Origin of the sequence: Bacillus sp. BD48 (assembly GCF_046566805.1) — a bacterium.
GTDB lineage: Bacteria > Bacillota > Bacilli > Bacillales > Bacillaceae > Bacillus > Bacillus safensis.
In genome coordinates this window covers 208,600-234,980 of the sequence record NZ_JANGFM010000005.1, presented here as the reverse complement: position 1 = coordinate 234,980, position 26,381 = coordinate 208,600, and the positions used below count along the sequence as shown (strand labels likewise).

Annotated in this window: 24 protein-coding genes; 23 read left to right on the top strand and 1 reads right to left on the bottom strand. The window is 42.0% G+C overall.

The window, feature by feature from the left end; all coding sequences use genetic code 11:
* The 6 genes from ystJ (at position 1) to ACLGGR_RS15565 (ending at position 6,954) form a co-directional block, all read left to right on the top strand.
* Entirely contained in the window at positions 1-1,233 is a 1,233-nt protein-coding gene (gene ystJ / locus ACLGGR_RS15590; protein WP_142945607.1) for an NADP-dependent malic enzyme, read from the top strand.
* A 304-nt stretch (positions 1,234-1,537) separates the two neighbouring features.
* Positions 1,538-2,413, top strand: coding sequence for an acetyl-CoA carboxylase, carboxyltransferase subunit beta (accD, locus tag ACLGGR_RS15585; protein ID WP_034279640.1), 876 nt, complete (start codon positions 1,538-1,540; stop codon positions 2,411-2,413).
* Positions 2,398-3,375 (top strand): acetyl-CoA carboxylase carboxyl transferase subunit alpha, encoded by a 978-nt coding sequence (gene accA / locus ACLGGR_RS15580; protein WP_048239069.1) that lies wholly within the window; start codon positions 2,398-2,400, stop codon positions 3,373-3,375. Before accD ends, accA begins: the two co-directional genes overlap by 16 nt.
* A 342-nt stretch (positions 3,376-3,717) precedes the next feature.
* Positions 3,718-4,677, top strand: a complete 960-nt coding sequence (pfkA, locus tag ACLGGR_RS15575; RefSeq protein WP_041086887.1) for a 6-phosphofructokinase — start codon at positions 3,718-3,720, stop codon at positions 4,675-4,677.
* 27 nt (positions 4,678-4,704) lie between these two features.
* Positions 4,705-6,465 (top strand): pyruvate kinase, encoded by a 1,761-nt coding sequence (gene pyk, locus ACLGGR_RS15570; protein ID WP_410973414.1) that lies wholly within the window; start codon positions 4,705-4,707, stop codon positions 6,463-6,465.
* Between the two features lie 99 nt (positions 6,466-6,564).
* Complete coding sequence (locus ACLGGR_RS15565; RefSeq protein ID WP_025092259.1) at positions 6,565-6,954, top strand: FxsA family protein; 390 nt, start codon at positions 6,565-6,567, stop codon at positions 6,952-6,954.
* Between the two features lie 24 nt (positions 6,955-6,978).
* Here the strand turns inward: ACLGGR_RS15565 and ytvI are convergent, their stop codons facing one another.
* Positions 6,979-8,097, bottom strand: coding sequence for a sporulation integral membrane protein YtvI (gene ytvI, locus ACLGGR_RS15560; protein ID WP_410973413.1), 1,119 nt, complete (start codon positions 8,095-8,097; stop codon positions 6,979-6,981).
* 100 nt (positions 8,098-8,197) lie between these two features.
* Here ytvI and ACLGGR_RS15555 point away from each other — a divergent pair, with 100 nt between their 5' ends.
* From ACLGGR_RS15555 to ACLGGR_RS15475, 17 genes are all read left to right on the top strand, one after another.
* A complete protein-coding gene (locus tag ACLGGR_RS15555; RefSeq protein WP_007501699.1) occupies positions 8,198-8,662 on the top strand; it encodes a DUF441 domain-containing protein in 465 nt (154 codons plus the stop codon).
* Between the two features lie 376 nt (positions 8,663-9,038).
* Entirely contained in the window at positions 9,039-10,157 is a 1,119-nt protein-coding gene (gene citZ, locus ACLGGR_RS15550) for a citrate synthase (RefSeq protein WP_024424790.1), read from the top strand.
* Between the two features lie 149 nt (positions 10,158-10,306).
* Complete coding sequence (gene icd / locus ACLGGR_RS15545; RefSeq protein ID WP_024424789.1) at positions 10,307-11,578, top strand: NADP-dependent isocitrate dehydrogenase; 1,272 nt, start codon at positions 10,307-10,309, stop codon at positions 11,576-11,578.
* A 34-nt stretch (positions 11,579-11,612) separates the two neighbouring features.
* Positions 11,613-12,551 carry a malate dehydrogenase gene (gene mdh / locus ACLGGR_RS15540; protein ID WP_008356047.1) on the top strand — a complete coding sequence of 313 codons (939 nt, stop codon included), beginning with the start codon at positions 11,613-11,615 and terminating at the stop codon, positions 12,549-12,551.
* A gap of 185 nt (positions 12,552-12,736) precedes the next feature.
* On the top strand, positions 12,737-13,465 hold the full coding sequence (locus ACLGGR_RS15535) for a response regulator transcription factor (RefSeq protein ID WP_024426141.1): 729 nt from the start codon (positions 12,737-12,739) through the stop codon (positions 13,463-13,465).
* On the top strand, positions 13,458-15,200 hold the full coding sequence (gene pnpS / locus ACLGGR_RS15530; RefSeq protein ID WP_251216389.1) for a two-component system histidine kinase PnpS: 1,743 nt from the start codon (positions 13,458-13,460) through the stop codon (positions 15,198-15,200). Before ACLGGR_RS15535 ends, pnpS begins: the two co-directional genes overlap by 8 nt.
* Positions 15,201-15,455: 255 nt before the next feature.
* Entirely contained in the window at positions 15,456-18,095 is a 2,640-nt protein-coding gene (polA, locus tag ACLGGR_RS15525; RefSeq protein ID WP_410973412.1) for a DNA polymerase I, read from the top strand.
* A 26-nt stretch (positions 18,096-18,121) separates the two neighbouring features.
* Positions 18,122-18,955 (top strand): DNA-formamidopyrimidine glycosylase, encoded by an 834-nt coding sequence (gene mutM, locus ACLGGR_RS15520; RefSeq protein WP_024426140.1) that lies wholly within the window; start codon positions 18,122-18,124, stop codon positions 18,953-18,955.
* 174 nt (positions 18,956-19,129) lie between these two features.
* Positions 19,130-19,762: a sporulation membrane protein YtaF gene (gene ytaF / locus ACLGGR_RS15515; protein WP_142945601.1), complete on the top strand. Its 633-nt coding sequence runs from the start codon at positions 19,130-19,132 to the stop codon at positions 19,760-19,762.
* A gap of 13 nt (positions 19,763-19,775) precedes the next feature.
* Entirely contained in the window at positions 19,776-20,381 is a 606-nt protein-coding gene (gene coaE, locus ACLGGR_RS15510; RefSeq protein WP_410973411.1) for a dephospho-CoA kinase, read from the top strand.
* A 172-nt stretch (positions 20,382-20,553) separates the two neighbouring features.
* Positions 20,554-21,576, top strand: coding sequence for a glyceraldehyde-3-phosphate dehydrogenase (locus ACLGGR_RS15505; protein WP_024425707.1), 1,023 nt, complete (start codon positions 20,554-20,556; stop codon positions 21,574-21,576).
* 235 nt (positions 21,577-21,811) lie between these two features.
* Positions 21,812-22,192, top strand: a complete 381-nt coding sequence (gene speD / locus ACLGGR_RS15500) for an adenosylmethionine decarboxylase (protein ID WP_003216492.1) — start codon at positions 21,812-21,814, stop codon at positions 22,190-22,192.
* 183 nt (positions 22,193-22,375) lie between these two features.
* The gene (locus tag ACLGGR_RS15495; protein WP_087976545.1) at positions 22,376-22,762 is read left to right on the top strand and encodes a cytosolic protein; all 387 of its coding nucleotides are present in this window, start codon (positions 22,376-22,378) and stop codon (positions 22,760-22,762) included.
* 5 nt (positions 22,763-22,767) lie between these two features.
* On the top strand, positions 22,768-23,226 hold the full coding sequence (nrdR, locus tag ACLGGR_RS15490; RefSeq protein ID WP_003216720.1) for a transcriptional regulator NrdR: 459 nt from the start codon (positions 22,768-22,770) through the stop codon (positions 23,224-23,226).
* A gap of 101 nt (positions 23,227-23,327) precedes the next feature.
* Positions 23,328-24,752 (top strand): replicative helicase loading/DNA remodeling protein DnaB, encoded by a 1,425-nt coding sequence (dnaB, locus tag ACLGGR_RS15485; protein WP_251216722.1) that lies wholly within the window; start codon positions 23,328-23,330, stop codon positions 24,750-24,752.
* Positions 24,753-24,768: 16 nt separating this feature from the next.
* Positions 24,769-25,698 carry a primosomal protein DnaI gene (gene dnaI, locus ACLGGR_RS15480; protein WP_410973410.1) on the top strand — a complete coding sequence of 310 codons (930 nt, stop codon included), beginning with the start codon at positions 24,769-24,771 and terminating at the stop codon, positions 25,696-25,698.
* Positions 25,699-25,731: 33 nt separating this feature from the next.
* Positions 25,732-26,370, top strand: coding sequence for a TVP38/TMEM64 family protein (locus ACLGGR_RS15475; RefSeq protein WP_076840455.1), 639 nt, complete (start codon positions 25,732-25,734; stop codon positions 26,368-26,370).
* Positions 26,371-26,381 lie beyond the last annotated feature (11 nt).

Genomic DNA, 26,381 nt, shown 5'->3' with positions numbered 1-26,381 from the left:
ATGTCATTAAGAGAAGAAGCATTACATATGCACAAAGAGAATCAAGGCAAACTCGAATCAAAATCAAAAGTAGAAGTGAAAAATGCGAAAGACTTGAGCTTGGCTTATTCACCTGGTGTTGCAGAACCATGTAAAGATATTTATGACGACACAAGCAAAGTGTATGATTATACAATGAAAGGCAATATGGTCGCTGTTGTTACAGACGGAAGCGCTGTTTTAGGGCTTGGAAATATTGGTGCAGAAGCATCACTTCCAGTAATGGAAGGGAAAGCTGTATTATTCAAAAGCTTTGCAGGCGTAGATGCCTTCCCAATCGCGCTTGCAACGAACGATGTAGACAAAATCGTTGAAACAGTGAAGCTTCTTGAGCCGACTTTTGGCGGTGTGAACCTTGAAGATATTGCAGCTCCTAACTGCTTTATCATCGAAGAGCGCTTGAAAAAAGAGACAAACATTCCAGTTTTCCACGATGATCAGCACGGAACAGCGATTGTGACAGTAGCAGGACTTGTGAATGCACTGAAGCTATCTGGAAAATCCATGTCTTCAATCAAAGTAGTGGCAAACGGCGCCGGGGCAGCAGGAATTGCGATTATCAAGCTTCTTTATCATTTCGGTGTACGTGATATCATTATGTGTGATACGAAAGGCGCAATTTACGAAGGCCGCCCGAACGGTATGAATGCAGTGAAAAACGAAGTGGCTAAATTCACGAACCAAGACCGTAAAGAAGGTTCATTAGAAGAAGTCATTGAAGGCGCAGACGTCTTTATCGGGGTTTCAGTAGCAGGCGCTTTAACAAAAGAAATGGTTGGAAAAATGGCAAAAGACCCTGTCATCTTTGCTATGGCTAATCCAAATCCAGAGATCATGCCAGAAGATGCACATGCAGCAGGTGCAAGTGTTGTAGGAACTGGCCGTTCTGACTTCCCGAACCAAGTGAATAACGTACTGGCATTCCCAGGAATTTTCCGCGGAGCATTAGATGTACGTGCAACTCACATTAACGAAGAAATGAAAATCGCAGCTGTTGAAGCGATTGCTTCTCTTGTTTCAGAGGAAGAATTGTCAGCTGAATATGTCATCCCTGCACCATTTGATGCACGCGTTGCACCAGCGGTAGCAAAAGCGGTGGCAAAAGCAGCAATGGAAACTGGCGTTGCAAGAATCAAAGTCGACCCAGAAGCTGTCGCTGAAAAAACAAGAAAATTAACGATTATCGGCGAATAATCAACTGGAAAAGTGTGCACGTTCTTTCTGAAATTGGAGGAAAAACGTGCACCATTTCCTCTCTTACGCGAAAATTTTTTCATCCGGAATGAGATTTTTTTGTAGACGTTCACAATTCAAACATATCAACTGCTCAGCGCCCCAAACACATACTCATTTCTCATCAATTCCCCACTGAAAAAATTGAATGAAGGATGACAGCGTTTGACAAAAAAAGTACAATAGTTTCGGTACAGTTATGACATGTCCTATAATAGTGGATGTGCGTGTAAAGAAAAAACCCTTCAAAAAGGGAGGTAGTCATTTGTCAATCAAGAATATTTTCAGTAAAAAGAAAAAATATGCATCTGTACCCTCTGAACAGGCAAGTCAAGATGTGCCTGAAGGCATCATGACCAAATGTCCGCAATGTAAAAAAATAATGCTCACCAAAGAACTAGATAAAAATTTACGTGTTTGTATGAATTGCGGCAGACATTTGCAAATGAATGCAAAACAGCGTATTGAAAGCCTTGTAGATGAAGGCACATTTGAAGAATTTAACGGGCACCTCATTTCAGCAAATCCGCTCGGTTTCCCAGGCTACGAAGAAAAGCTTGAGAAAGACAGAGAAAAAACATCTTTGAATGAAGCCATTGTCACAGGTAAAGGTGAAATTGAAGGCCAAAGTGCTGTGATTGCTGTCATGGATGCCACGTTCCGTATGGGCAGCATGGGATCCGTTGTTGGTGAAAAGATCACACTAGCGATCGAGAAAGCAAAAGCGGACAAGGTGCCTTTTATTATCTTTACTGCATCTGGCGGAGCGAGAATGCAAGAGGGAATTCTTAGTCTGATGCAGATGGCAAAAACAAGTTCAGCATTAAAACTGTTCAGCGAGGATCAAGGTTTGATTATCTCTGTGATGACGAACCCAACAACTGGCGGTGTATCAGCTAGTTTTGCGTCTCTCGGTGATTACAATTTTGCAGAACCTGGTGCTTTAATTGGTTTTGCAGGCCGCAGAATCATTGAACAAACGATTCGTGAAGACCTGCCAGAGGACTTCCAAACGGCTGAGTTTTTAATGAAGCATGGACAGCTTGATGCTGTGATCCATCGTGCAGAAATGAAAGAAACACTAGGCCGAATCTTAGCGTTACACAGCACAGGAGGTGAACGAGAGTGGCTGGAGAACTAGAATTTGAAAAACCTGTCATTGAACTTCGAGCGAAAATTGATGAACTGAAAAAGTTCACACAAAACTCAGAAATGGATTTAAGTGCAGAAATTGAGCGCCTTGAAACACGTCTGAGCAAACTTGAAGCAGACATTTATACAAATTTAAAGCCGTGGGACAGAGTGCAGATTGCTCGGCATGCCATGCGCCCAACAACTCTCGATTACATTCAAGAGCTGTTTGACAACTTTTTCGAATGTCACGGTGACCGTTTTTATGGTGATGATGAAGCGATCGTTGGAGGAATTGCCACGTTTAAAGGGCTTCCTGTCACAGTTATTGGCCATCAGCGCGGAAAAGACACAAAAGAAAACTTGCGCCGTAATTTCGGAATGCCTCATCCAGAAGGCTACCGTAAAGCGCTGCGCTTGATGAAACAAGCAGATAAATTTAACCGTCCGATCATTTGCTTTATTGATACAAAAGGAGCTTATCCTGGTAAGGCAGCTGAAGAGCGCGGACAAAGTGAAGCAATTGCGAAAAACCTATTCGAAATGGCAGGACTTCGTGTACCAGTTGTCTGTATTGTCATTGGAGAAGGCGGAAGTGGCGGTGCACTAGGCTTAGGCGTAGGAAACCACCTATTCATGCTAGAAAACTCAACGTATTCAGTGATTTCACCTGAAGGTGCAGCAGCACTGCTCTGGAAGGACTCATCACTAGCGAAAAAAGCTGCAGAATCAATGAAAATTACCGCTCCTGACCTAAAAGAATTAGATATTATTGATGATGTTATTAAAGAAGTGCAAGGTGGAGCACATCGAGACGTGAAACAACAAGCAGCTTACATGGAAAAAACATTAAAACAATCACTTACATCTTTGCTCAAACTAACGCCTGAAGAACTAGTAGAACAAAGATATCAAAAATACAAAGCAATCGGGAAAGTATCGATTGAAAATCAATATATTGGGGTAAACTAAATAAACGTACAGCCTTTTTGGCTGGCGTTTATTTTTTTTCATCTTTTTTCATGAAAATCGACCTCATGTAAGCGCTATTTGAAAATAATTTTCTTTTGTTTTCATAAAATTTGAAACGTCTGAAAACCTTGATATGATAAGGTTTATCGCACTTGTCTCTGTCGATTTCAGAGAGATTTGCTTTCATGACGTTCTTAACTTTTGTTTAAAAACGGTTTATTTAATTGTATAATGAGTACGGTTTTAGAAATTCGTATTGAAAACATCCAAATTTGCTCACGATTGTTTTCATGCAGTGGAAATGGTATGTTTAAATCATATATGGTCTCTGAGGTGAAAAAGATGAAGCGTATAGGAGTTTTAACAAGCGGTGGGGATTCCCCAGGAATGAATGCAGCTGTGCGCGCAGTTGTAAGAAAAGCGATTTACCATAATGTTGAAGTTTACGGTATTTATAATGGATACTCAGGTCTAATTAACGGTAAAATTGAGAAACTCGAAATAGGTTCAGTAGGCGATATCATTCATCGTGGAGGAACAAAACTTTACACGGCAAGATGTCCTGAATTCAAGACAGTTGAAGGTCGTGAAAAAGGAATTGAAAACTTAAAAAAATTCGGTATTGAAGGACTTGTTGTCATTGGTGGAGACGGGTCATTTATGGGAGCGAAGAAATTAACTGAGCTCGGCTTTCCATGTGTAGGTGTCCCTGGCACGATTGACAACGATATTCCAGGTACTGATTTCACTATTGGCTTTGATACAGCACTGAATACTGTCATTGATGCCATTGATAAAATTCGTGATACAGCCACATCTCATGAACGTACATACGTAGTGGAAGTAATGGGAAGACATGCTGGTGATATTGCTCTTTGGTCAGGTCTTGCGGGCGGAGCAGAATCTATTTTGATTCCTGAAGCAGACTATGACATGGACGAAATTATTGCTAGGTTAAGAAGAGGGCACGAACGCGGCAAGAAGCATAGTATCATCATTGTTGCAGAAGGCGTAGGCAGCGGTGTTGAATTTGGTAAGCGGATTGAAGAGGAGACAAGCCTTGAAACACGTGTATCTGTCTTAGGACATATTCAGCGCGGAGGTTCTCCTAGTGCGTTTGACCGTGTGCTGGCAAGCCGTTTAGGAGCATATGCAGTCGAGCTTCTTCTTGAAGGAAAAGGCGGACGCTGTGTAGGCATTCAAAGCAATGAACTCGTCCATCACGATATTTTAGAAATCTTAGATAAAAAACATACAGTCGATAAAAATATGTACCGACTTTCACAAGAGCTCTCTATATAAAACGAGAAGACCTTAGGAGGAACAGTAATGAGAAAGACAAAAATCGTTTGTACAATCGGTCCAGCAAGTGAAAGCATTGAAAAGCTGACTGAATTGATTGAAGCAGGAATGAATGTAGCCAGACTCAACTTCTCCCATGGAGATTTTGAAGAGCATGGTGCACGCATTGAAAACATACGTAAAGCAGGTAAAACATTAGGCAAGGATATTGCGATCCTTCTAGATACAAAAGGTCCAGAGATCCGTACACGTACAGTTGAAAACGGCTCAATTGAGCTAGTCGCTGGTGCTGATCTTATCGTGAGTATGGAAGACATTGTTGGAAATACGGAAAAAATTAGTGTGACGTACGAAGATTTAATTCATGATGTAGAAGTAGGCTCAACGATTCTATTAGATGATGGTCTGATTGGTTTAGAAGTAAAAGAAATTAACATGGACCGCAAAGAAATCATCACTAAAGTCATGAATACAGGCACGCTCAAAAACAAAAAAGGCGTCAACATACCTGGCGTCAGTGTAAACCTGCCTGGTATTACAGAAAAGGATGCCAATGATATTCTGTTTGGAATTGAACAAGGCGTCGATTTCATCGCAGCCTCTTTTGTTAGACGAGCTTCTGATGTTCTTGAAATTCGTGAGCTTCTTGAAAAGAACAATGCGGCTGATATTCAAATCATTCCTAAGATTGAAAACCAAGAGGGTGTTGATAACATCGACGAGATCCTTGAGGTATCTGACGGTTTAATGGTTGCGCGTGGAGATCTTGGTGTAGAGATTCCGGCAGAAGAAGTACCGCTTGTTCAAAAAATGCTGATCAAAAAATGCAATCGTTTAGGCAAGCCTGTCATCACAGCGACTCAAATGCTGGACAGCATGCAGCGTAACCCTCGTCCAACACGCGCGGAAGCAAGTGACGTGGCAAATGCTATTTTTGACGGCACAGATGCAATTATGCTTTCTGGTGAAACAGCAGCAGGAACATATCCAGTAGAAGCAGTACAAACAATGCATAACATTGCATCACGTTCAGAAGATGCACTAAACTATAAAGCCATTCTTTCTCGTAGAAGCGAAGAAGTAGAAGTCAGCATTACAGATGCGATTGGTCAATCTGTTGCACATACAGCAATGAAGCTTGATGTTGCAGCAATTGTGACGCCTACGGAAAGCGGACATACAGCAAGAATGATTTCAAAATATAGACCAAAAGCACCAATCGTAGCAGTTACTGCAAACGAATCAGTGGCGAGAAAGCTCTCTCTTGTATTCGGTGTATTTGCAAAGAGCGGATCAAAAACGACGTCTACTGATGAAATGCTTGAGAATGCAGTAGAGAAGTCTATTGAAACAGGCTATGTAAGACACGGTGATTTAATCGTCATTACAGCAGGTGTGCCAGTTGGTGAAACAGGTACGACGAACTTAATGAAAGTATATGTTGTCGGTGACATTATTGCGAAAGGTCAAGGGATTGGCCGTAAATCTGCATTTGGACCGGTTGTCATTGCACAAAGCGGAAAAGAAGCAGAAGAAAAAATGTACGATGGTGCGATCCTAGTCGCAAACTGCACAGATCGTGATATGATGGGAGCTTTAGAAAAAGCATCTGCCCTTATCACAGAAGAAGGCGGCTTAACAAGTCATGCAGCAGTTGTTGGACTAAGTCTTGGCATTCCAGTGATTGTTGGTCTTGACAATGCAACAACACTATTAAAAGAAGGCGAAGAGATTACAGTAGATCCAGCACGCGGAGCGATCTACAAAGGCCGTGCAAGCGTCCTTTAAATCATACTAGAGGGGAGTTGTCTGACTCCTCTCTTTTTTTATGTTACACTAAAAAAAGTAAACAGCTTTCGATGAAAGATACCCCATGAGGTGATATGGTTGAAGAAATATTTTCTACTATTATTAATTCTGTTCCCTGCGGTGGAAATTAGTTTATTTTTAATCTCAAGTAAAATCATTGGCATTTTGCCAACGATGCTGCTCATCGTGCTGACAAGTGCATTAGGTGCTTATTTCGCAAGAAAACAAGGAATAGAAGCCTTCCAAAAAGTGCAGCGAGATTTGCAATATGGAAAGATGCCAGGGGGAGCGATTGTCGATGGTTTTTGCATTCTAATCGGCGGTCTGCTGCTGCTCATTCCAGGCTTCTTATCGGATATCATTGGGGCTTTGCTGCTCATTCCGGTGACGAGAAAGGGAATCAAGCCGCTCTTTGAACGCTGGCTTAGAAACATGTCTAATCGTAACCGCTATACGATCATTCGCTAAAGAGACCTTCAGCCGAGGTCTCTTTTATTTTTGCATGCCATACCGAATGTACTCATAAATATCTCTGAAAACTCCTGCATTACGGAATGCCTGCCACACGACAAGGGAGGCAGGGCCAATCACAAGTCCCAAGAAACCAAACCATTTTAACCCGACAAATAGCGCCACAAGCGTTGCTAAAGGATTAAGTCCGATGGATTTACTTAAGACTTTAGGCTCTGATATTTGTCTTTGGATGAGGACGACAATATACAAAATGCCTAGGCCAATGGCAAGTGAAAGATTTCCTGTCATGGCAGAATAAATGATCCACGGTAGAAATACAGTGCCGCTCCCGATGTAAGGAAGTAAATCGACGAGCCCAATACATAAAGCAATCACAAGGGCATGCTTGACCTTTAAAATGATGAGTCCAATCAATACAATACCAATCGTCATGGCCACAAGCAGAAGCTGAGCTTTCATAAAGCCGGTAATGGCTTTTTTGATTTCAGATAAAATGGCGCGTGTATGCTGCATCCATTTTACGGGAAAGATACGTGAGCCATATGTTTTTAACGTAAACCAATCTTTCGTGATAAAAAAAGTTGCGAGAGCAGAAAATAATAGAGTGGCTGCTGCATCAGGCAAAAGACCTAAAAAAGCTGGAATAAGCTCGAGTGTTTTTGAAAGAAAAGTCCCGATTTTTGCGGCTGTTTCATCACCGAGTGCTTGAATTTGTCCCAAAATCGATTCCTTTTGACCTGCTTGAAGTGTATTAAATTGGGCCGACACATCATGATATAAAGGCAGAATCTTGTCTGTGAAAAATTGCTCTACAATCCCAATCATTTGATCAAGATGGCCAGGCAGCACTTTTGCCAAATAAGCACTTCCTGAAATGATTTCCGCAACTAAAAGCGTCATTAAGCCGGCGGCTGCGACTAAAAAGAGCAAGAGCACAATGACCACAACAAGTCCTCTCGGCATCCCGGTGATCTCTTCGATTTTGCATACGGCAGGATGAATTAAACAAGACACGATAAGGGCGATCCAAAAAGGATATAAAAACGGAAAAGACTGATATAAAAAGACAACCGCAAAAACAGCAATGCTGATCATCATCAAACTTCGCAGAAAAATGGCCACATAGGCGTGATTCACACAATCCCCTCCAAAAAACAAGCATGTCCGATACTTCATTTTATTCAAAAAGATTAGTAATATGAAAAGGTCGCAATAAAAAGAAAGAAAGGAGCGGCGTATGTTTACTCAAGCAAATTTGTTTTTGGTTCTTTTACTCGTTATTGCACTTATTGCAAAAAACAATTCGTTAATTTTAGCGGTCTCTGTGCTGATTGCAATTAAGCTGATTGGCCTGGATCAAAAAATTTTCCCGGTTCTCCAATCTAAAGGCATTAATTGGGGGGTCACCGTTATTACCATTGCTGTGCTGGTGCCGATTGCAACAGGTGACATTGGATTTAAGCAGCTTGGAGAAGCGATGAAATCTTCCTATGCTTGGATAGCTCTTGGAGCGGGTATATTAGTAGCATTAATTGCAAAAAACGGCATTGTGCTACTCGAAAATGATCCGCATATTACGGCAGCGCTTGTGTTTGGTACCATTTTGGCAGTCAGTTTATTTAAAGGTGTGGCTGTTGGACCGCTCATTGGGGCAGGAATTGCTTATTTGGCGATGCAGGCTGTGAAATTTTTCAGCGGGTGAAAAGAGAGTGGTTCACGCCACTTTCTTTTTTAAATTTTTTCTTGCGTGAGCTTTTGCAAAAAAACATAATTAAATATATTAAAAGAAGCAAAATCCCTTTATTCCATGCCTGATATGGGAGACTGGAAAAAAAAATATCAAAAAAAATTATAGTTAAACATTTAACAAATGTCTGATTATTGTTTATAATGGGAATAGGCTTAATTTTGAACTCATTGATCACACAAGAGATATGAGGCTAAAAGCGCTCTAACCGTATAGGTAAATGTAAGCATTTTCTTTTCTGAACCTGCCATCTTATTCGGATTGGATAGCGCTTTCAAAAAGTGAGAATTCTGCAACGAAGGGGAATCTTTTTAAAAAGGGGAGATTGAACATGACAGCAACAAGAGGTCTTGAAGGTATCGTGGCAACAACTTCATCCGTAAGCTCAATTATTGATGATACTCTTACTTATGTAGGGTACAATATCGATGATTTAACTGAAAAAGCTACATTCGAAGAAATTGTCTACCTGTTATGGCACTTAAAGCTGCCGAATGAGCAGGAGTTGAGTGAATTAAAACAACAGCTCAATGAAAATGCTCAGATTCCGCAAGAAATCATTGAGCATTTTAAATCTTATTCGCTCGATGGGGTTCATCCAATGTCTGCGATTCGTACAGCAGTATCCTTACTAGGTTTACTCGATGACGAATCAGAGATTATGGACAAAGAAGCGAATTACAGAAAGGCAATTCGCTTACAGGCGAAAATTTCTGGACTAGTCGCTGCGTTTTCTCGTATTCGCAAAGGACTTGAGCCTGTACAGCCAAAAGAAGAATACAGCTATGCTGCAAACTTCTTGTATATGCTAAATGGCGAAGAGCCGTCACCAGTAGAAATTGAAGCCATTGATAAGGCACTTATTCTACATGCGGACCATGAATTAAACGCATCGACATTTACAGCACGTGTATGTGTTGCTACACTATCAGATATCTACTCTGGTGTGACAGCGGCGATCGGTGCGCTGAAAGGACCGCTTCATGGCGGCGCTAATGAAGGCGTGATGAAGATGCTTTCAGAAATTGGCGAAGTTGAAAACGTAGATTCCTATATTCATGGTAAGCTAGAGAAGAAAGAAAAAATTATGGGCTTTGGCCACCGTGTATACCGTCAAGGTGACCCGCGTGCAAAGCATCTAAAAGAAATGAGCCAGCGTTTAACAAACCTCACTGGCGAGCCGAAATGGTATGAAATGTCTGTTCGCGCAGAGGAAATCGTGACATCAGAGAAAAATCTTCCACCAAATGTTGATTTTTATTCTGCATCTGTATATCACAGTCTTGGTATTGATCATGACTTGTTTACACCAATTTTCGTGATCAGCCGATTCTCTGGATGGATTGCTCACATTCTAGAGCAATATGACAACAACCGTCTCATCCGTCCAAGAGCTGACTACATTGGACCTGATCTTCAAACCTTTGTTCCGATCAGTGAAAGAGACTAATGTTTATAGAATAAGCGGGGGCTGATTTTCAAAAGGCCAATCAGCCTCCATATCAACAAAAAAACGAATCACGTGAAAAACTTTTTTGCTTGCAGACATCAAGCCAAGAAGTTTCAAATATTCACTACATAACCTGGGAGGTAATATCATTGTCACAAGGCGAAAAAATTACAGTTACTGGCGGCGTATTGAATGTACCAAATAATCCAATTATCCCGTTTATCGAAGGGGACGGAATCGGTCCTGACATTTGGAAAGCAGCATCAAGAGTACTTGAAGCAGCAGTAGAAAAAGCATATAAAGGTGAAAAGCAAATCACTTGGAAAGAAGTATATGCAGGTGAGAAAGCTTACAATAAAACTGGAGAGTGGCTTCCTGAGCAAACGCTTGAAGACATTCGTGAATACTTAATTGCGATTAAAGGACCACTAACAACACCAATTGGCGGAGGAATCCGTTCATTAAACGTGGCACTTAGACAAGAGCTTGATTTATTCACATGCTTACGTCCAGTTCGCTGGTTCAAAGGCGTACCTTCTCCTGTGAAACGTCCAGAAGACACAGATATGGTGATCTTCCGTGAGAACACAGAAGATATCTATGCAGGTATCGAGTATGCAAAAGGTTCAGACGAAGTGAAGAAGTTAATTGACTTCTTGAAAAACGAATTAGGTGTGAATAAAATCCGTTTCCCAGAAACGTCAGGTATCGGAATCAAGCCAGTTTCTGAAGAGGGTACATCCCGTCTTGTCAGAGCGGCTATCCAATATGCAATTGACCAAGGCCGTAAATCTGTGACGCTTGTTCACAAAGGAAACATCATGAAATTTACAGAGGGTGCCTTCAAAAACTGGGGCTACGAAGTGGCTGAAAAAGAGTTTGGCGACAAGGTCTTTACATGGGCACAATATGATCGTATTGTAGAACAAGATGGAAAAGATGCGGCAAACAAAGCGCAAAGTGAAGCAGAAGCTGCTGGCAAAATCATTGTCAAAGACAGCATTGCAGATATTTTCCTTCAACAAATATTAACTCGTCCAGCTGAGTTCGATGTTGTGGCTACAATGAACTTAAATGGAGATTACATCTCTGATGCACTTGCAGCACAAGTTGGTGGAATTGGTATCGCACCAGGTGCGAACATCAACTACGAAACAGGACACGCTATTTTTGAAGCGACTCACGGAACAGCACCAAAATACGCTGGTCTTGATAAAGTGAATCCATCATCTGTTCTTCTATCAGGCGTGCTTTTACTTGAGCACCTTGGCTGGCAGGAAGCAGCTGATCTAGTGATTCAATCTGTTGAAAAAACAATTGCATCTAAAGTCGTCACGTACGATTTTGCTAGATTAATGGATGGCGCAACAGAAGTAAAATGTTCTGAGTTTGCTGACGAGCTCATCAAAAACTTGTCTTGATTCTTAAACTTTAAAGTTAAAGGGGAAAAAGGAAATGGCAAACAAGCGTAAAAAAGTATCTGTCATCGGAGCAGGTTTTACTGGAGCAACTACAGCATTTCTAACAGCTCAAAAAGAATTAGCGGATGTCGTATTAGTTGATATCCCGCAGCTTGAGAACCCAACAAAAGGGAAAGCTCTTGATATGCTGGAAGCAAGCCCTGTTCAAGGCTTCGATGCGAACATTACAGGCACTTCTAACTACGAAGATACAGCCGGTTCTGATGTCGTGGTCATTACGGCAGGAATTGCAAGAAAGCCGGGAATGAGCCGTGACGATCTCGTGTCAACAAATGAAAAAATCATGCGCAGCGTGACACGCGAAATCGTTAAATATTCTCCAGAAGCCATTATTGTTGTGTTAACAAACCCTGTTGATGCAATGACATATGCAGTTTATAAAGAATCAGGATTACCAAAAGAAAAAGTCATTGGACAATCGGGCATTCTTGATACAGCACGTTTCCGTACGTTTGTTGCTCAAGAATTAAACCTATCTGTCAAAGATGTGACGGGCTTTGTCCTTGGTGGACATGGCGATGACATGGTTCCACTTGTTCGTTACTCTTATGCAGGCGGTATCCCGCTGGAAACATTGATTCCAAAAGATCGAATTGATGCGATTGTTGAAAGAACAAGAAAAGGCGGCGGCGAAATCGTGAACCTATTAGGTAACGGTAGTGCCTATTATGCACCTGCTGCTTCACTAGTAGAAATGGTTGAGGCGATTCTAAAAGATCAGCGCCGCGTTATCCCAACGATTGCTTACCTTGAAGGTGAATATGGCTACGAAGGCATTTACCTTGGTGTACCAACAATCGTAGGTGGAAACGGACTTGAGCAGATCATTGAGCTTGAGCTGACAGAAGAAGAAAGAAGTCAGCTTGACCGTTCTGTTGAATCTGTTAAGAACGTCATGAAAGTATTGTCTTAATATGAAAAAAAGAAGGCTTCTCTTATGAGGGGCCTTCTTTTTGTTTACAAAACAAATCTTGTCGAAATTTTAAATTGTCCTCTTGTTAAGCTTTCGTTAAAATGAAAGAGAAAGCATGACTTCTCGCTTTTCACATAAGATACAAAAAAACGGATGCAGGGGAAATCACTAATTGGAGGCACAACATGAATAAAAAAATATTAGTTGTGGATGATGAAGAATCGATTGTAACACTTCTAAGCTATAACCTTGAAAGGGCGGGCTATGATGTCGTCACAGCAAGAGATGGGGAAGAAGCGCTTGAAAAAGCAGCAAGTGAACAGCCTGATCTCATTGTATTAGATTTAATGCTTCCGAAAATGGACGGCATTGAAGTGTGCAAACAACTGAGAATTCAAAAAATGATGTTCCCTATTTTAATGCTGACAGCAAAGGACGATGAATTTGATAAGGTGCTCGGTCTTGAACTTGGAGCCGATGATTACATGACAAAGCCATTCAGTCCTAGAGAAGTGGGTGCGCGGGTAAAAGCCATCTTGAGAAGAGCGCAGCAATCTCAGCCTGTCCCCGCGCAAGAGGAGAAGGAAGAGGTCATTGCAGACCAAATCAAAATTGGTGAACTGCGCATTTTACCAGAACACTACGAAGTCTACTTTCAAGAAGAACGCCTAGAGCTTACGCCGAAGGAATTTGAACTGCTGCTTTATTTGGCCAAGCATAAAGGACGTGTCCTCACACGTGATCTGCTGCTTAGTGCCGTTTGGAATTATGACTTTGCAGGAGACACTCGTATTGTGGATGTGCATATCAGCCACTTGCGGGACAAAATTGAAAAGAACACGAAAAAACCAACATACATTAAAACCATCCGCGGCCTAGGCTACAAATTGGAGGAGCCAAAGCCAAATGAGTAAAATTCGAACCCGCCTGTTTTCGGGACTTATTTTTCTCCTTTTTATTGTGTTTGTTGCACTTGGCCTTTTTTTGGATCACATGTTCCATGTTTTTTATGAAACAAAATTAACGGAACGAATGGAAAATGAATCGAGCTTTCTCCTTTCTTCCATGGATGGTGATGATCTGGAGGCGAAGCAAAACAAGGAGATCCTCAATCAGGCAAAGCAGCATCTCGATATGAATGCGTCAATTGTGGATCTGAAGGGGAATATCATACATACAACGGGTCAAGCGGAGCAAAGAGGCATCATTCAAAACACACTGAACAATGAACGACTTCAAACAAAAGGCGTCGTCATTGAGGATGAGAAGGATGCGCTGTTTCATTACGCAGTCCCTATCCTGAAACAAAACGAACCGGCAGGCTATTTATTTCTCCATGCGTCATTCCAGCCTTTAAATGAAATTGACGGCCAGCTTTGGCTCGCATTAGCCGTTTGTCTTGGCTCGGCAATTATTATCATCGTTTTCTTTGGATACCGCATGTCGATGAAATATGTTAAACCGATAGATTATGCCACAAAGGTAGCCAAACAGCTGGAACGCGGGAACTATGATACCAATCATTATGAAGAGCTGATCATTGAAACAAGTGAGCTTAATACATCAATGAAGCGACTGGCAGAAAGCCTTCAAGAAATGACAAGCACGGGGGAGATGCAGCGAGACCGTCTGCAAACAGTCATTGAAAACATCGGAGCAGGGATAATTTTGATTGATAAGATGGGGTATATCAACCTAGTCAATCGAACCTTTCGCAAACAGTTTAAGGTGCAAAAGCACATTTACATGCACAAGCTGTATCATGAAGCGTTTACACATGAAGAAATTATTGAGCTGATTGACGAAATTTTCATGACAGAAACGAAGGTACGGAAGTTTTTACGCCTAGCTGTTGATATTGAACGGCGCTACTTCCAGGTGGATGGTGTTCCCATTTTAAGTACAGACGATGAATGGAAAGGAATTGTCCTTGTGTTTCATGACGTGACAGAAACAAAGCAGCTGGAGCAGATGCGAAAAGATTTTGTCGCCAATGTGTCTCACGAATTAAAGACACCGATTACGTCGATTAAAGGATTCTCCGAAACCCTTCTTGATGGAGCGATTGATGACAAAGAAGCGCTGACACAATTTCTTTCTATCATTCTAAAAGAGAGTGTCCGTCTCGAAACTCTCATTCAAGATTTACTCGATCTTTCCAAAATCGAGCAGCAGCATTTCAAATTGAATATTCAAGACGCCAATGCGACAGAGATCATTCAAGAGATTGAAGTCCTTTTAAAACAAAAGGCCGCAGAAAAAGGTATTCAATTACAAGTGCGTATCCCGAAAGAGCCTGTCTATGTGATGGCAGATCCGCTGAGATTAAAGCAGATATTCCTCAATCTCGTAAACAATGCCCTAACCTATACACCAGAGGGAGGGAGTGTCACCATCTCAGCAAGACCGCGGAAAGGCGCCTATGAATTTGATGTAGCAGATACAGGAATCGGCATGAAGAAAAGTGAGATTCCAAGAATATTTGAGAGATTTTATCGAATTGATAAAGATAGAAGTAGAAATTCAGGCGGTACGGGACTTGGTCTTGCGATTGTCAAACACCTTGTGGAAGCGCATGAAGGGACGATTTCAGTCCATAGCAAACAAGGCAAAGGAACGACTTTTACAGTGAGTCTGAAATCAAAATAGGGAAAAAAGGAAAGTCACGTTAAAATTTACATGATCTTTACAATGGATTCATGTTTAGTTAAACAATCATTGGTAGGATGAATAGGAACCCCTTCATCCAAGGAGCCAATTTTGTAAGGACGAAAACACTTGTTGTTTTCGTCCCTTTTTTTATGCAGGTTCGACTATTTTCTTTTCAAAATAAACTTTGATAAAATGATGATACAATGTGTGAAAGAGACGGCTGAAATGGCTCAGCCGATGGAGGATTAAAACATGACAGACAAAAAGAAATTAGTACTAGTGGATGGAAACAGTCTCGCTTATCGAGCCTTTTTTGCTTTGCCGCTATTATCAAATGATAAAGGCGTCCATACAAATGCCATTTACGGCTTTGCGATGATCTTAATGAAGATGCTCGAGGACGAGAAGCCAACCCATATGCTCGTTGCATTTGATGCGGGAAAAACAACATTCCGCCACGAGACATTTAAAGAATATAAAGGCGGAAGACAGAAAACGCCGCCAGAGCTATCAGAACAAATGCCGTTCATCCGTGAGTTATTAGATGCCTATCAGGTGAAAAGGTACGAGCTTCCTCAATACGAGGCTGACGATATTATCGGGACATTGGCTGTGGAGGCAGAAAAAGACGGCTTTGAAGTCAAAATTTTCTCAGGAGATAAGGACTTAACGCAGCTCTCAACAGACCATACGACGGTGGCAATTACGAAAAAAGGCATCACAGAAGTAGAATATTACACACCAGCTCATATTGAAGAGAAATATGGCCTGCGCCCAGATCAAATCATCGATATGAAAGGCTTGATGGGAGATTCCTCAGATAATATCCCAGGGGTGCCAGGTGTAGGGGAAAAAACAGCGATTAAATTGTTAAAGCAGTTTGAAACGGTTGAAAATCTGCTTGAACATATTGACGAAGTCAGCGGGAAAAAGCTAAAAGAAAAGCTTGAAGAATATAAAGAGCAGGCGGTGATGAGTAAAAAACTCGCAACGATTCTTGTAGAAGCGCCAATCGATGTATCAAGCAAGGATCTCGCATATGAAGGCCCTCATATGGATCAAGTGATCTCTCTTTATAAAGAACTAGGCTTTCAAACGCTGCTAGAGCGTCTAGGAGAAGTACCAGAAACAGGTGAACAGGTCGAAGTAGAAGCATTAGAAGTGAAAAAAATGACAGATGTAACGGATGAGATGCTGACAGATCATGCCGCCCTTGTGGTAGAACAGCTAGGAGATAATTATCATGAAGCGGATTTGATCGGTTTTGCGATCCATAATGAAAACGGTGCGTTTTTTATCACGAAAGAAGATGCGCTTCAATCAGACGCATTTAAACAATGGGTACAGGATGAAACGAAGAAGAAATGGGTCTTTGATTCAAAAAGAGCCGTTGTCGCCCTCAGATGGCATGATGTCGATCTTAAAGGTGTCGATAACGATGTCCTGCTCGCTTCCTATGTCGTCAACCCTCAGAAATCGTATGAGGACGTCGCAAGTGTGGCGAAGGAATACGGTCTCAACATCGCTCTTTCTGATGAAAAAGTGTACGGAAAAGGAGCAAAGCAGGCGATTCCACCTGAAGATGAACTGAAGGAACATCTTGGACGAAAAGCAGCGGCGATCTCTGCTCTGCATGATTTAACACTTGAAGCGTTAGAAAAAAATGATCAGCATGAACTGTATGAAGACTTAGAGCTGCCGCTTGCACTCATCTTAGGTGAAATGGAATCCCTTGGCGTAAAGGTGGATTTTGAGCGCCTAGAAAAGATGGGGGAAGAATTAAAGAAAAAGCTGAAAGAATATGAAGAAACCATTCACCGCTTAGCAGGAGAAACGTTTAACATCAATTCTCCTAAACAGCTTGGCGTGATTCTTTTTGAAAAATTAGGCCTGCCGATTGTGAAGAAGACAAAAACAGGCTACTCGACATCTGCAGATGTTCTTGAAAAGCTTGAAGATAAGCACGAAATCATTCGGTCAATTCTGCATTACCGCCAAATTGGAAAGCTGCAATCGACCTATGTGGAAGGCTTAATGAAAGTAACGCGCAAGGATACCCATAAAGTGCATACAAGATTTAATCAAGCGCTCACGCAAACAGGAAGACTAAGCTCAACAGATCCAAACTTGCAAAATATCCCGATTCGTTTAGAGGAAGGACGAAAGATTCGTCAAGCATTCGTCCCTTCAAAAGAAGGCTGGCTCATGTTTGCTGCGGACTATTCACAAATTGAGCTGCGTGTACTCGCTCATATTTCTCAGGATGAGAATTTGATCGAAGCATTTACGCAAGATATGGATATTCACACGAAGACAGCGATGGACGTGTTCCATGTCTCGGAAGAAGAAGTGACTTCCTCTATGAGAAGACAAGCCAAGGCTGTCAACTTCGGAATTGTATATGGGATCAGTGACTATGGATTATCTCAAAACCTTGGGATCTCAAGAAAAGAAGCTGCTGCCTTTATCGAGCGCTATTTAACAAGCTTTAAAGGCGTGAAAACCTATATGGAAGAGATCGTGCAGGAAGCGAAACAAAAAGGATATGTCACGACGCTTCTCAAACGCAGACGGTATATCCCGGATATCACAAGCCGTAATTTTAATATCAAAAGCTTTGCCGAACGAACAGCCATGAACACACCGATCCAAGGAAGTGCGGCTGATATTATTAAAAAAGCTATGATTGATATGGCGCGAAAGCTAAAAGAAGAAAACTTGCAGGCAAATCTTTTATTACAGGTGCACGATGAATTGATCTTCGAAGCGCCGAAAGAAGAAATTGCGATACTTGAAAAAATTGTCCCTGAAGTCATGGAAAATGCACTTCAGCTAGATGTGCCGCTAAAAGTTGATTTTGCTTCAGGGCCATCTTGGTACGACGCAAAATAATAGAGAGAAAAAAAGGAGCGAGGAGCATGCCGGAATTACCAGAAGTTGAAACCGTCCGGCGCACACTCAAGCGGTTAGTCGAAGGAAAAACGATTGAAACGGTCGATATCAAATGGCCAAATATCATCAAACGTCCTGGGGAGCCGGAAGAGTTCGCAAGAAGGATGGTAGGAGAAACGATACAAACCATTGAAAGAAGAGGAAAGTTCCTTCTCTTTCATTTAGACCACTACGTGATGGTCTCCCATTTAAGGATGGAAGGGAAATACCGTGTACATGAAGCGCATGAGCCATACGATAAACATGTACACGTTGTCTTTACGTTTACAGACGGTACTGAGCTTCGGTATCATGATGTGCGTAAATTTGGCACGATGCATTTATTTCAGCCGGGTGAAGAAGAAAAGGAACTCCCGCTCTCACAGCTGGGATATGAGCCTTTTGATGATCAATTCACTCCGGAATATTTATGGGAGCAATTGAAAAAAACATCCCGTGTGGTCAAAACAGCGCTGCTTGATCAAAAGATTGTCGTGGGACTTGGTAATATTTATGTAGATGAGGTTTTGTTTAAAGCAGGCATTCATCCAGAAACAAAAGCGAATCAGCTCAGCCTTGAATCCTGTAAAGTGCTTCACAGGCATATTATCGATACTCTTCAAGTGGCGGTAGATGCAGGAGGAAGCACGATTCGCTCATATATCAATTCACAAGGTGATATTGGAACATTTCAGCTGCAGCTTCTTGTGTATGACCGGCGGGGAGAGCCTTGTCAAACATGCGGAAGCATCATTGAGAAAACAGTAGTCGGAGGGCGCGGCACTCATTTTTGTGTGACCTGCCAAAAACGTCCTCAATAAAAATCAGCCATCAGCATGCTTCCTTTTTGCTGTGCATACGATAAAAAACATTCATTTTTCAGCAAGGTGTAGACTGACACACAGCCCACCTGCTCTTCATATAGTGAAGAAGAGTCTAAGGACGCCTAGAGACTCTTGATCATCGTTGCATGAACAGAAAGGAAGAGTTCAGGTATGATTTCGATTTCGCTCCTGTTTTTAGCTATTGCAGTCAGCATTGACAGCTTTTCTGTAGGCTTTACGTATGGACTTCGTAAAATGAAGATTCCATTTAAAGCGATTGTCATTATTGCGTGCTGTTCAGGGATTGTGCTGCTCATTTCCATGCTGATTGGCAGCCTGCTGACGACATTCCTCCCTGTCTCAGTGACAGATAAACTTGGTGGAGGCATTTTAATCGCCATTGGCCTTTGGGTCCTTTATCAATTTTACAAACCAGCGAAAGAGCGTGATTTGCTTCTTCATGAAAAGACATTGCTCAATGTGGAAGTGCAATCGCTTGGTCTTGTTATTCAAATTTTGCGAAAGCCGACAAGTGCAGATATTGACCGTTCTGGGACGATCAATGGAATAGAAGCGGTGTTTCTTGGGATTGCTTTATCTATTGATGCATTTGGCGCAGGGATTGGCGCTGCGATTCTAGGCTTTTCTCCAATTGTCATGAGTATCACTGTGGCCGTGATGAGCTCACTCTTTGTGTGTATCGGGCTCCGTTCAGGTCATTACTTGGCAAATTGGCGCTGGATCGATAAACTTGCATGCTTACCAGGGCTTCTGCTCATTTTAATTGGGGTGTGGAAGCTGTAAAGGAGGAAATCAATTGACGCTTGTCATTGGATTAACAGGCGGGATTGCTAGTGGAAAAAGCACCGTCTCTCAAATGATAAAAGAGCAGGGCATTCGGGTCGTGGACGCAGATGTCATTGCAAAAGAAGCGGTTGCCAAAGGAACACCAGCCCTTCATCAAATCGTTCAAACCTTTGGCGAGGATGTTCTCCTGCCAAATGGGGAGCTGAACCGCCAGCAGCTTGGAGCCGTCATTTTTTCTGATGAAGAGAAAAGAAAGCAGCTGAATGCGATTGTTCATCCAGAAGTGAGAAAGGAAATGCTCAAACAGCGAGATGAAGGGGTTAGTCAGCAAGAAACCTTCGTCGTCCTCGATATCCCGCTTTTATTTGAAAGTCAGCTGGAAAGTCTCGTCGACCGCATCATTGTGGTGTATACAACGCCTGAATTGCAGCTATCGCGGCTCATGAATCGAAATGACCTCAGCGAGGAAGAAGCGCTGAAGCGTATTCACTCTCAGCAGTCTCTTGAGGAGAAATGTAAAAAAGCAGACCGCGTGATAGAGAACACACAAGATCTTGCGTTTATCAGAAAGCAATTGCAGAACATATTAAATGAATGGGAACATACAGATAAGTAAGAGTACATACACGTACTCTTCTTTTTTTATGCTTTATTCTGATTTCCTTTGAAAAGAACAGCCCTTTTTAGAAAATATACGTTTATATACTGGCAATTACATTCTAATGTGATATACTAATTTCATAAATAAATTTATTGAGTATAACACATAATAGAGGAGTGACCTGTTCATGAAGGTAAAAGCAGCGATCAATGGGTTTGGCAGAATTGGACGCATGGTCTTCAGAAAAGCAATGCTTGATGATCAAATTCAAATTGTAGCGGTGAACGCAAGCTATCCTGCCGAAACGCTAGCACATTTAATTAAATATGATACAAATCATGGACGTTACGAATGTGATGTGACAGCAGAAGATGACGCCTTGATTGTAAATGGCAAAAGAGTGCTTTTGCTTAATAATAGAGACCCAAAGCAGCTTCCATGGGGAGAGCTTGGGATTGATATCGTCATTGAAGCAACAGGTAAATTTAATTCAAAAGATCAAGCGATGGGCCATATAGATGCTGGAGCGAAAAAAGTCGTTCTAACAGCTCCAGGTAAAAATGAAGACATTACGATTGTGATGGGTGTCAATGAGGATGATCTTGATCCTGAAAAGCACGTCATTATTTCAAACGCATCTTGTACAACAAACTGTTTAGCACCAGTTGTGAAACTGTTAGATGATGAATTTGGCATTGACAATGGTTTAATGACAACGGTTCATGCTTATACAAATGATCAAAAAAATATCGATAACCCGCATAAGGATCTGCGCCGGGCGAGAGCATGTGCTCAATCCATTATTCCAACTACGACGGGTGCCGCTAAAGCGCTTTCTTTAGTGCTTCCGCACATGAAAGGAAAATTGCACGGACTTGCACTCCGCGTACCAGTTTCCAATGTGTCGATGGTTGATCTTGTTGTTGACTTGAAAAAAGATGTCACAGCAGAAGAAGTCAATGCAGCCTTCTCGAATGCATCCAAAACATCTCTTGCCGGTATTTTAGATTACACAGATGAGCCGCTTGTCTCCACGGACTTTAACACGAACCCTTATTCAGCAGTCGTTGATGGACTGACAACGATGGTAATGGAAGGGAGAAAAGTGAAAGTTCTTGCATGGTATGACAATGAATGGGGTTATTCATGCCGAGTGGTTGACCTTGTGAAGTTTGTCGGCGCACAGATGAAAGAGCTGTCTGCTGTTTGAAATGAAGAAGACGAACGTCCCTTTTCAAGAAATGAGAGAAAATCCCACTAAAAACACAGCTTGCAAAATGGGTCTAAACAAAGTATACTATTTTTCGTGAACTTCTTGTTCGCAGACTCATTCGGGTATACTTAAAGGGTTAGGACCTCTTAGGACTAACTTTCCCCCGTGGTATATGTCCGGTCCGGCTGCTTAGAACTTCACTCTTTCATTCTTGTTTAAAGGGGGGTCCATGATGGAAACAATCGGACGTCACGTTATCTCCGAGCTATGGGGATGCGACTGTGATAAACTGAACGACATGGATTTTATTGAAAAAACGTTTGTAAATGCAGCTTTGAAATCAGGAGCTGAGGTAAGAGAGGTTGCTTTTCACAAATTTGCACCTCAAGGAGTAAGTGGAGTTGTCATTATTTCTGAATCTCATCTGACAATTCACAGCTTTCCTGAACATGGTTATGCGAGCATAGATGTTTATACTTGCGGCGACCTAGATCCGAATATTGCAGCAGATCATATCGGAGATGAATTAGGTGCTGAAACAAGAGAAAACATCGAAATTCCTCGAGGCATGGGACCTGTACAAGTGAAACAGGCACAAGCCAAAGCACTGTAAACATAAAAAAGATTGCAATGGGAGCTGGCCAAAAGCATTGAATGCCTTTGTGTTATGCTCCTTTTTATATTTATTTAATAAAAAATCCAACATTCCCCAGCTTGCCTATACTTTTGTTCTAGGAAAACAAAGGTTTTTTTTATAAAATAAAGAAAGAAGCATTATGGCAAAGGGGATACGTGTATGACTTTAAGGCAAAAGTTTAAACGGTTCATGTCAAACCATACAGAAACATCTGACGAGCATCCAGTGTCAGAACTGAAAAGCCATTACTACAAATCGACGAATGCACAAGTTTTTCAAGCGTTGGAAGCTATGCTTTCCCGAAGCGATTCCTATCAAGTGACATCTGTTTCAGCAGAACGAGGTGAAATCAGCGCAAACATTCGATTGCCGAAAAAAGCCTTTCTCGTGGCGACTGTCATTTCAATTCGTCCTTTTGAAACAGCTGTCGATTTTAATGTAACAACAGAAACGGCTCTGCCAACAGATTTCGGCTATAGTCAAAAGACCGTTCTGTCCCTTTATGATGAACTAGACAAACAACTTCCAAGAATAGATCGGAGCTGATGAAAATGAAATGTCCCACATGTCAGCACCTTGGCACAAGGGTGCTTGATTCAAGACCAGTAGATGAAGGGAAATCCATCCGTCGCAGAAGAGAGTGCGAAAGCTGCCAATATCGCTTTACGACGTTTGAGAAATTAGAAGAATTACCGCTGATTGTGGTGAAAAAAGAAGGGATTCGAGAAGAATTCAGCCGGGAAAAAATGCTGAGAGGACTCATCAAAGCGTGTGAAAAGCGTCCTGTCGCTTTAAAGCAGCTGGAAGATGTCTGCTTTAATATCGAAAAAGAACTGCGCAATCAAGGCATGTCAGAAGTGAAAAGCGAGCTCGTAGGTGAAATGGTCATGGACGAGCTGGCGAAAATTGATGAAGTGTCTTACGTCAGGTTTGCCTCGGTTTACCGGCAGTTTAAAGACATCAATGTCTTTATTGATGAATTAAAAGATCTATTAAAGAAAGAACGCTAAAAAGAGCTGGAGATTCTTCATGCTCTTTTTCCTGCGTAAAGCGTAAAACGTAAAAAGAGTGTACAATGGAAACAATCGCAATTCATGGGGAGGATCAGCATATGACAGAGCATTGGAAGGAAGTGCTAGCCGTCGATCCGTATGTCGTCAAAAGCGCTTCATTGCTCGGTGACATCGATAGACAGCTCATCACTCTTTTATATCAGCCGCTTATTGGCATGTCCGCTTTTAGCTTATACATGACGCTGTGGGGTGAGCTGGAACAAAATCGTATGTGGGGGAAACCTGCACCTCATCGGCAGCTCATGGTCATGCTGCAAACGAATTTGAATGATATTTTTGAGGAACGTTTAAAGCTTGAAGCGATCGGCTTACTCCGCACATATGAACAGGAAACGGAAGAAGGCAGACTGTTTACATATGAGCTTGTACCGCCGCTAAGACCGGATGAGTTTTTCCAAGATGGTATGCTGAATGTCCTGCTGTACCATCGTGTAGAAAAAGCAAAATATATGCAGCTGCGTGATTATTTCTCTTATCCGGGTGTTCCTGCAGAAGCAAAGAACATTTCACGGTCATTTGAAGAAGTGTTTCACGTATTGCAGCCAGGCGAACGCAAGATGACAGAAGAAATTCATCAGGCATCATCACTTGATCAAGGCTATGAATATGTTACCGTCGGATCGAGTCAGCCGGCACCGCTCTCAGACGAATCCTTTGATTTCGATCTATTATTAGCGGGTATGTCTGACATGATGATTCCAAGAAAGGCTTTGACAAAGCAGGTAAAAGAAACAATTAAGAAGTTAGCTGCTGTATACGGCATCACCCCGCTTCAAATGCAAAATATTGTAGCAGGTGCATGCGGTTCAGATCAAATGATCTCAACAGAAGAGCTGAGAAAAGCAGCAAGAGACTGGTACCAAATTGAATACAGAGGCGAACAGCCAAAACTAATTGATCAAAAACAGCCAAGACACTTGCGTCAGGATGCTTCAAAGACGCCGGCGGCAGATACTCCAGATGCAAAATTGATTGAAAAGCTGGATCATATTTCGCCTAGGGAACTGCTAAAAGACATGGCAGATGGCATTGAACCAACGTATGCCGACTTAAGAATTGTCGAAGACATCATGCTCGAGCAGCAGCTAGAGCCAGGTGTCATGAATGTTCTCATCTACTATACATTACTCAAAACAGATATGAAGCTGTCGAAAACATATATGCAAAAAATCGCCGCTCATTGGGTGAGAAAGAAAATCAAAACCGTAGCAGCGGCCATGAAAATTGCCAAAGAAGAAAACAGACAAATGACAGAGTGGGCGCAGCAGAAAAAGCAGCGCAGCACATATGGTTCAGGAAAAGTCGTCAGAGAAGAGAAACTGCCTGACTGGATGAAAGAAACCGAAACAAAAGAACAGCCGGCAAAAGAGCAAACGGACAGTCTGTCTACAGAAGACCTCGAACGAGAAAAAGAAAAACTGTTAGATCAGTTTAAAAATATGAAAAAGTACAATGCACATTAAGGTGAGGTGAGATGGGATGAAACCGATCGGTCGTTCATTTGAACAGCTAAAAGGACGAGTAGATTTTCGCGTGAGATACAATCAGATTAAAGAAAGTGTGTTATCTGATGAAGATGTGAAGGCCTTTTTACAGAAGCATCAAGAAGAGATACATGAAGACATGATCAATCGCAGCTTGAACCGGCTCTTTGAATATGTGCAGCAGTCGAAGGGCTGCTCTTATTGCTTAGATGACGAAAACGTCAATGCCATTTTAGATGGGTATCACCCGAAGCTTGTGATCAAAGGTCAGAGTATTGATATTGAATATTCCCCTTGCCCAGTCAAGCTGCGGCTCGATAGACAGAAAAAACAGCAAGAGCTGATGAAAAGCATGTATATTCCGCAAAATGTCCTTCAAGCGACGTTCGCTGATCTGAACGTTGTGGGAAGACAAGAGGTCATCCAAAAAGTAGGTCAATTCCTCCAAAGCTATGATGAGAGTGGAAAAGGAAAAGGCCTGTATTTACACGGAAAGTTTGGAGTAGGAAAAACGTATATACTGGCAGCTATTGCGCAGCAGCTAGCGGAGAAAGAATACCCATCTCTCCTTGTTTACGTGCCTGAATTTGTGAGAGAGTTAAAAAATTCATTAGCCGATCATACTTTAGAAGAAAAGCTGAATATGGTCAAGTCCACCCCTATTTTAATGCTTGATGATATTGGGGCAGAATCGATGACAAGCTGGGTGCGGGATGAAATGCTCGGTACGATCTTACAATACCGTATGGCAGAGCAGCTGCCGACGTTTTTCTCTTCTAATTTCTCCCCAAATGAGCTGAAGCATCACTTTACGTACTCGCAGCGGGGGGAAAAAGAAGAGGTCAAAGCCGCTCGTTTAATGGAACGGATTCTCTATTTAGCAGAGCCTGTCTTGCTCGAAGGAGAAAACCGCCGTCATTTATAAAAGCGTATGTCACCTGAAGGAGGAGCAAATGAAATGAATAAAAGAAAATGGCTGCTTTTTCTTGGGATTGGCATTCTTGCTGCTGCGCTGTGGTGGCTGAATAAACAGCATCTTCAGCTGGCGCCGAAAGATGTGAAAAATTGGGTGCTGCAATTTGGGATGCTGGCTCCCTTTGTTTTTCTTTTCTTATCTCTTTTTCGCCCGTTTGTTCTCGTCCCGATTACGGTCTTTTCGCTGGCGGCAGGTTTGGCATTCGGCAGTGTCCTTGGGACGATTTATGCCCTCATTGGAGCTACAGCCGGGGCAACAGGCTCCTTCATGATTGCTTCAACCTTTCGAGCAAAAAAGAAGGAAACGGAATCAAACAGCCGGAAGCTGAAAGCGGTGACGTCCCGTATTCAGGAGCATGGATTTCTTTATATTTTGTTATTGCGTATTGCACCGATTCATTTTGATTTTGTCAGCTATGCGGCAGCCGCTTCACGTGCAAATTATCGTGCATTTGTGGCAGCCACCTTTTTAGGCTTAATACCGGGTACAATTGCGTTAAATGTTCTCGGCTCAAGCTTTGTCAGCGGCAATTATGCCGCCTTAGCGGTTGTTTGTTTGATTTATTTGATCTTTATCTCCGTTCCACTCATTTTAAAAAGAAAGATGCCTGATTTATTTTAGGCGTCTATTTT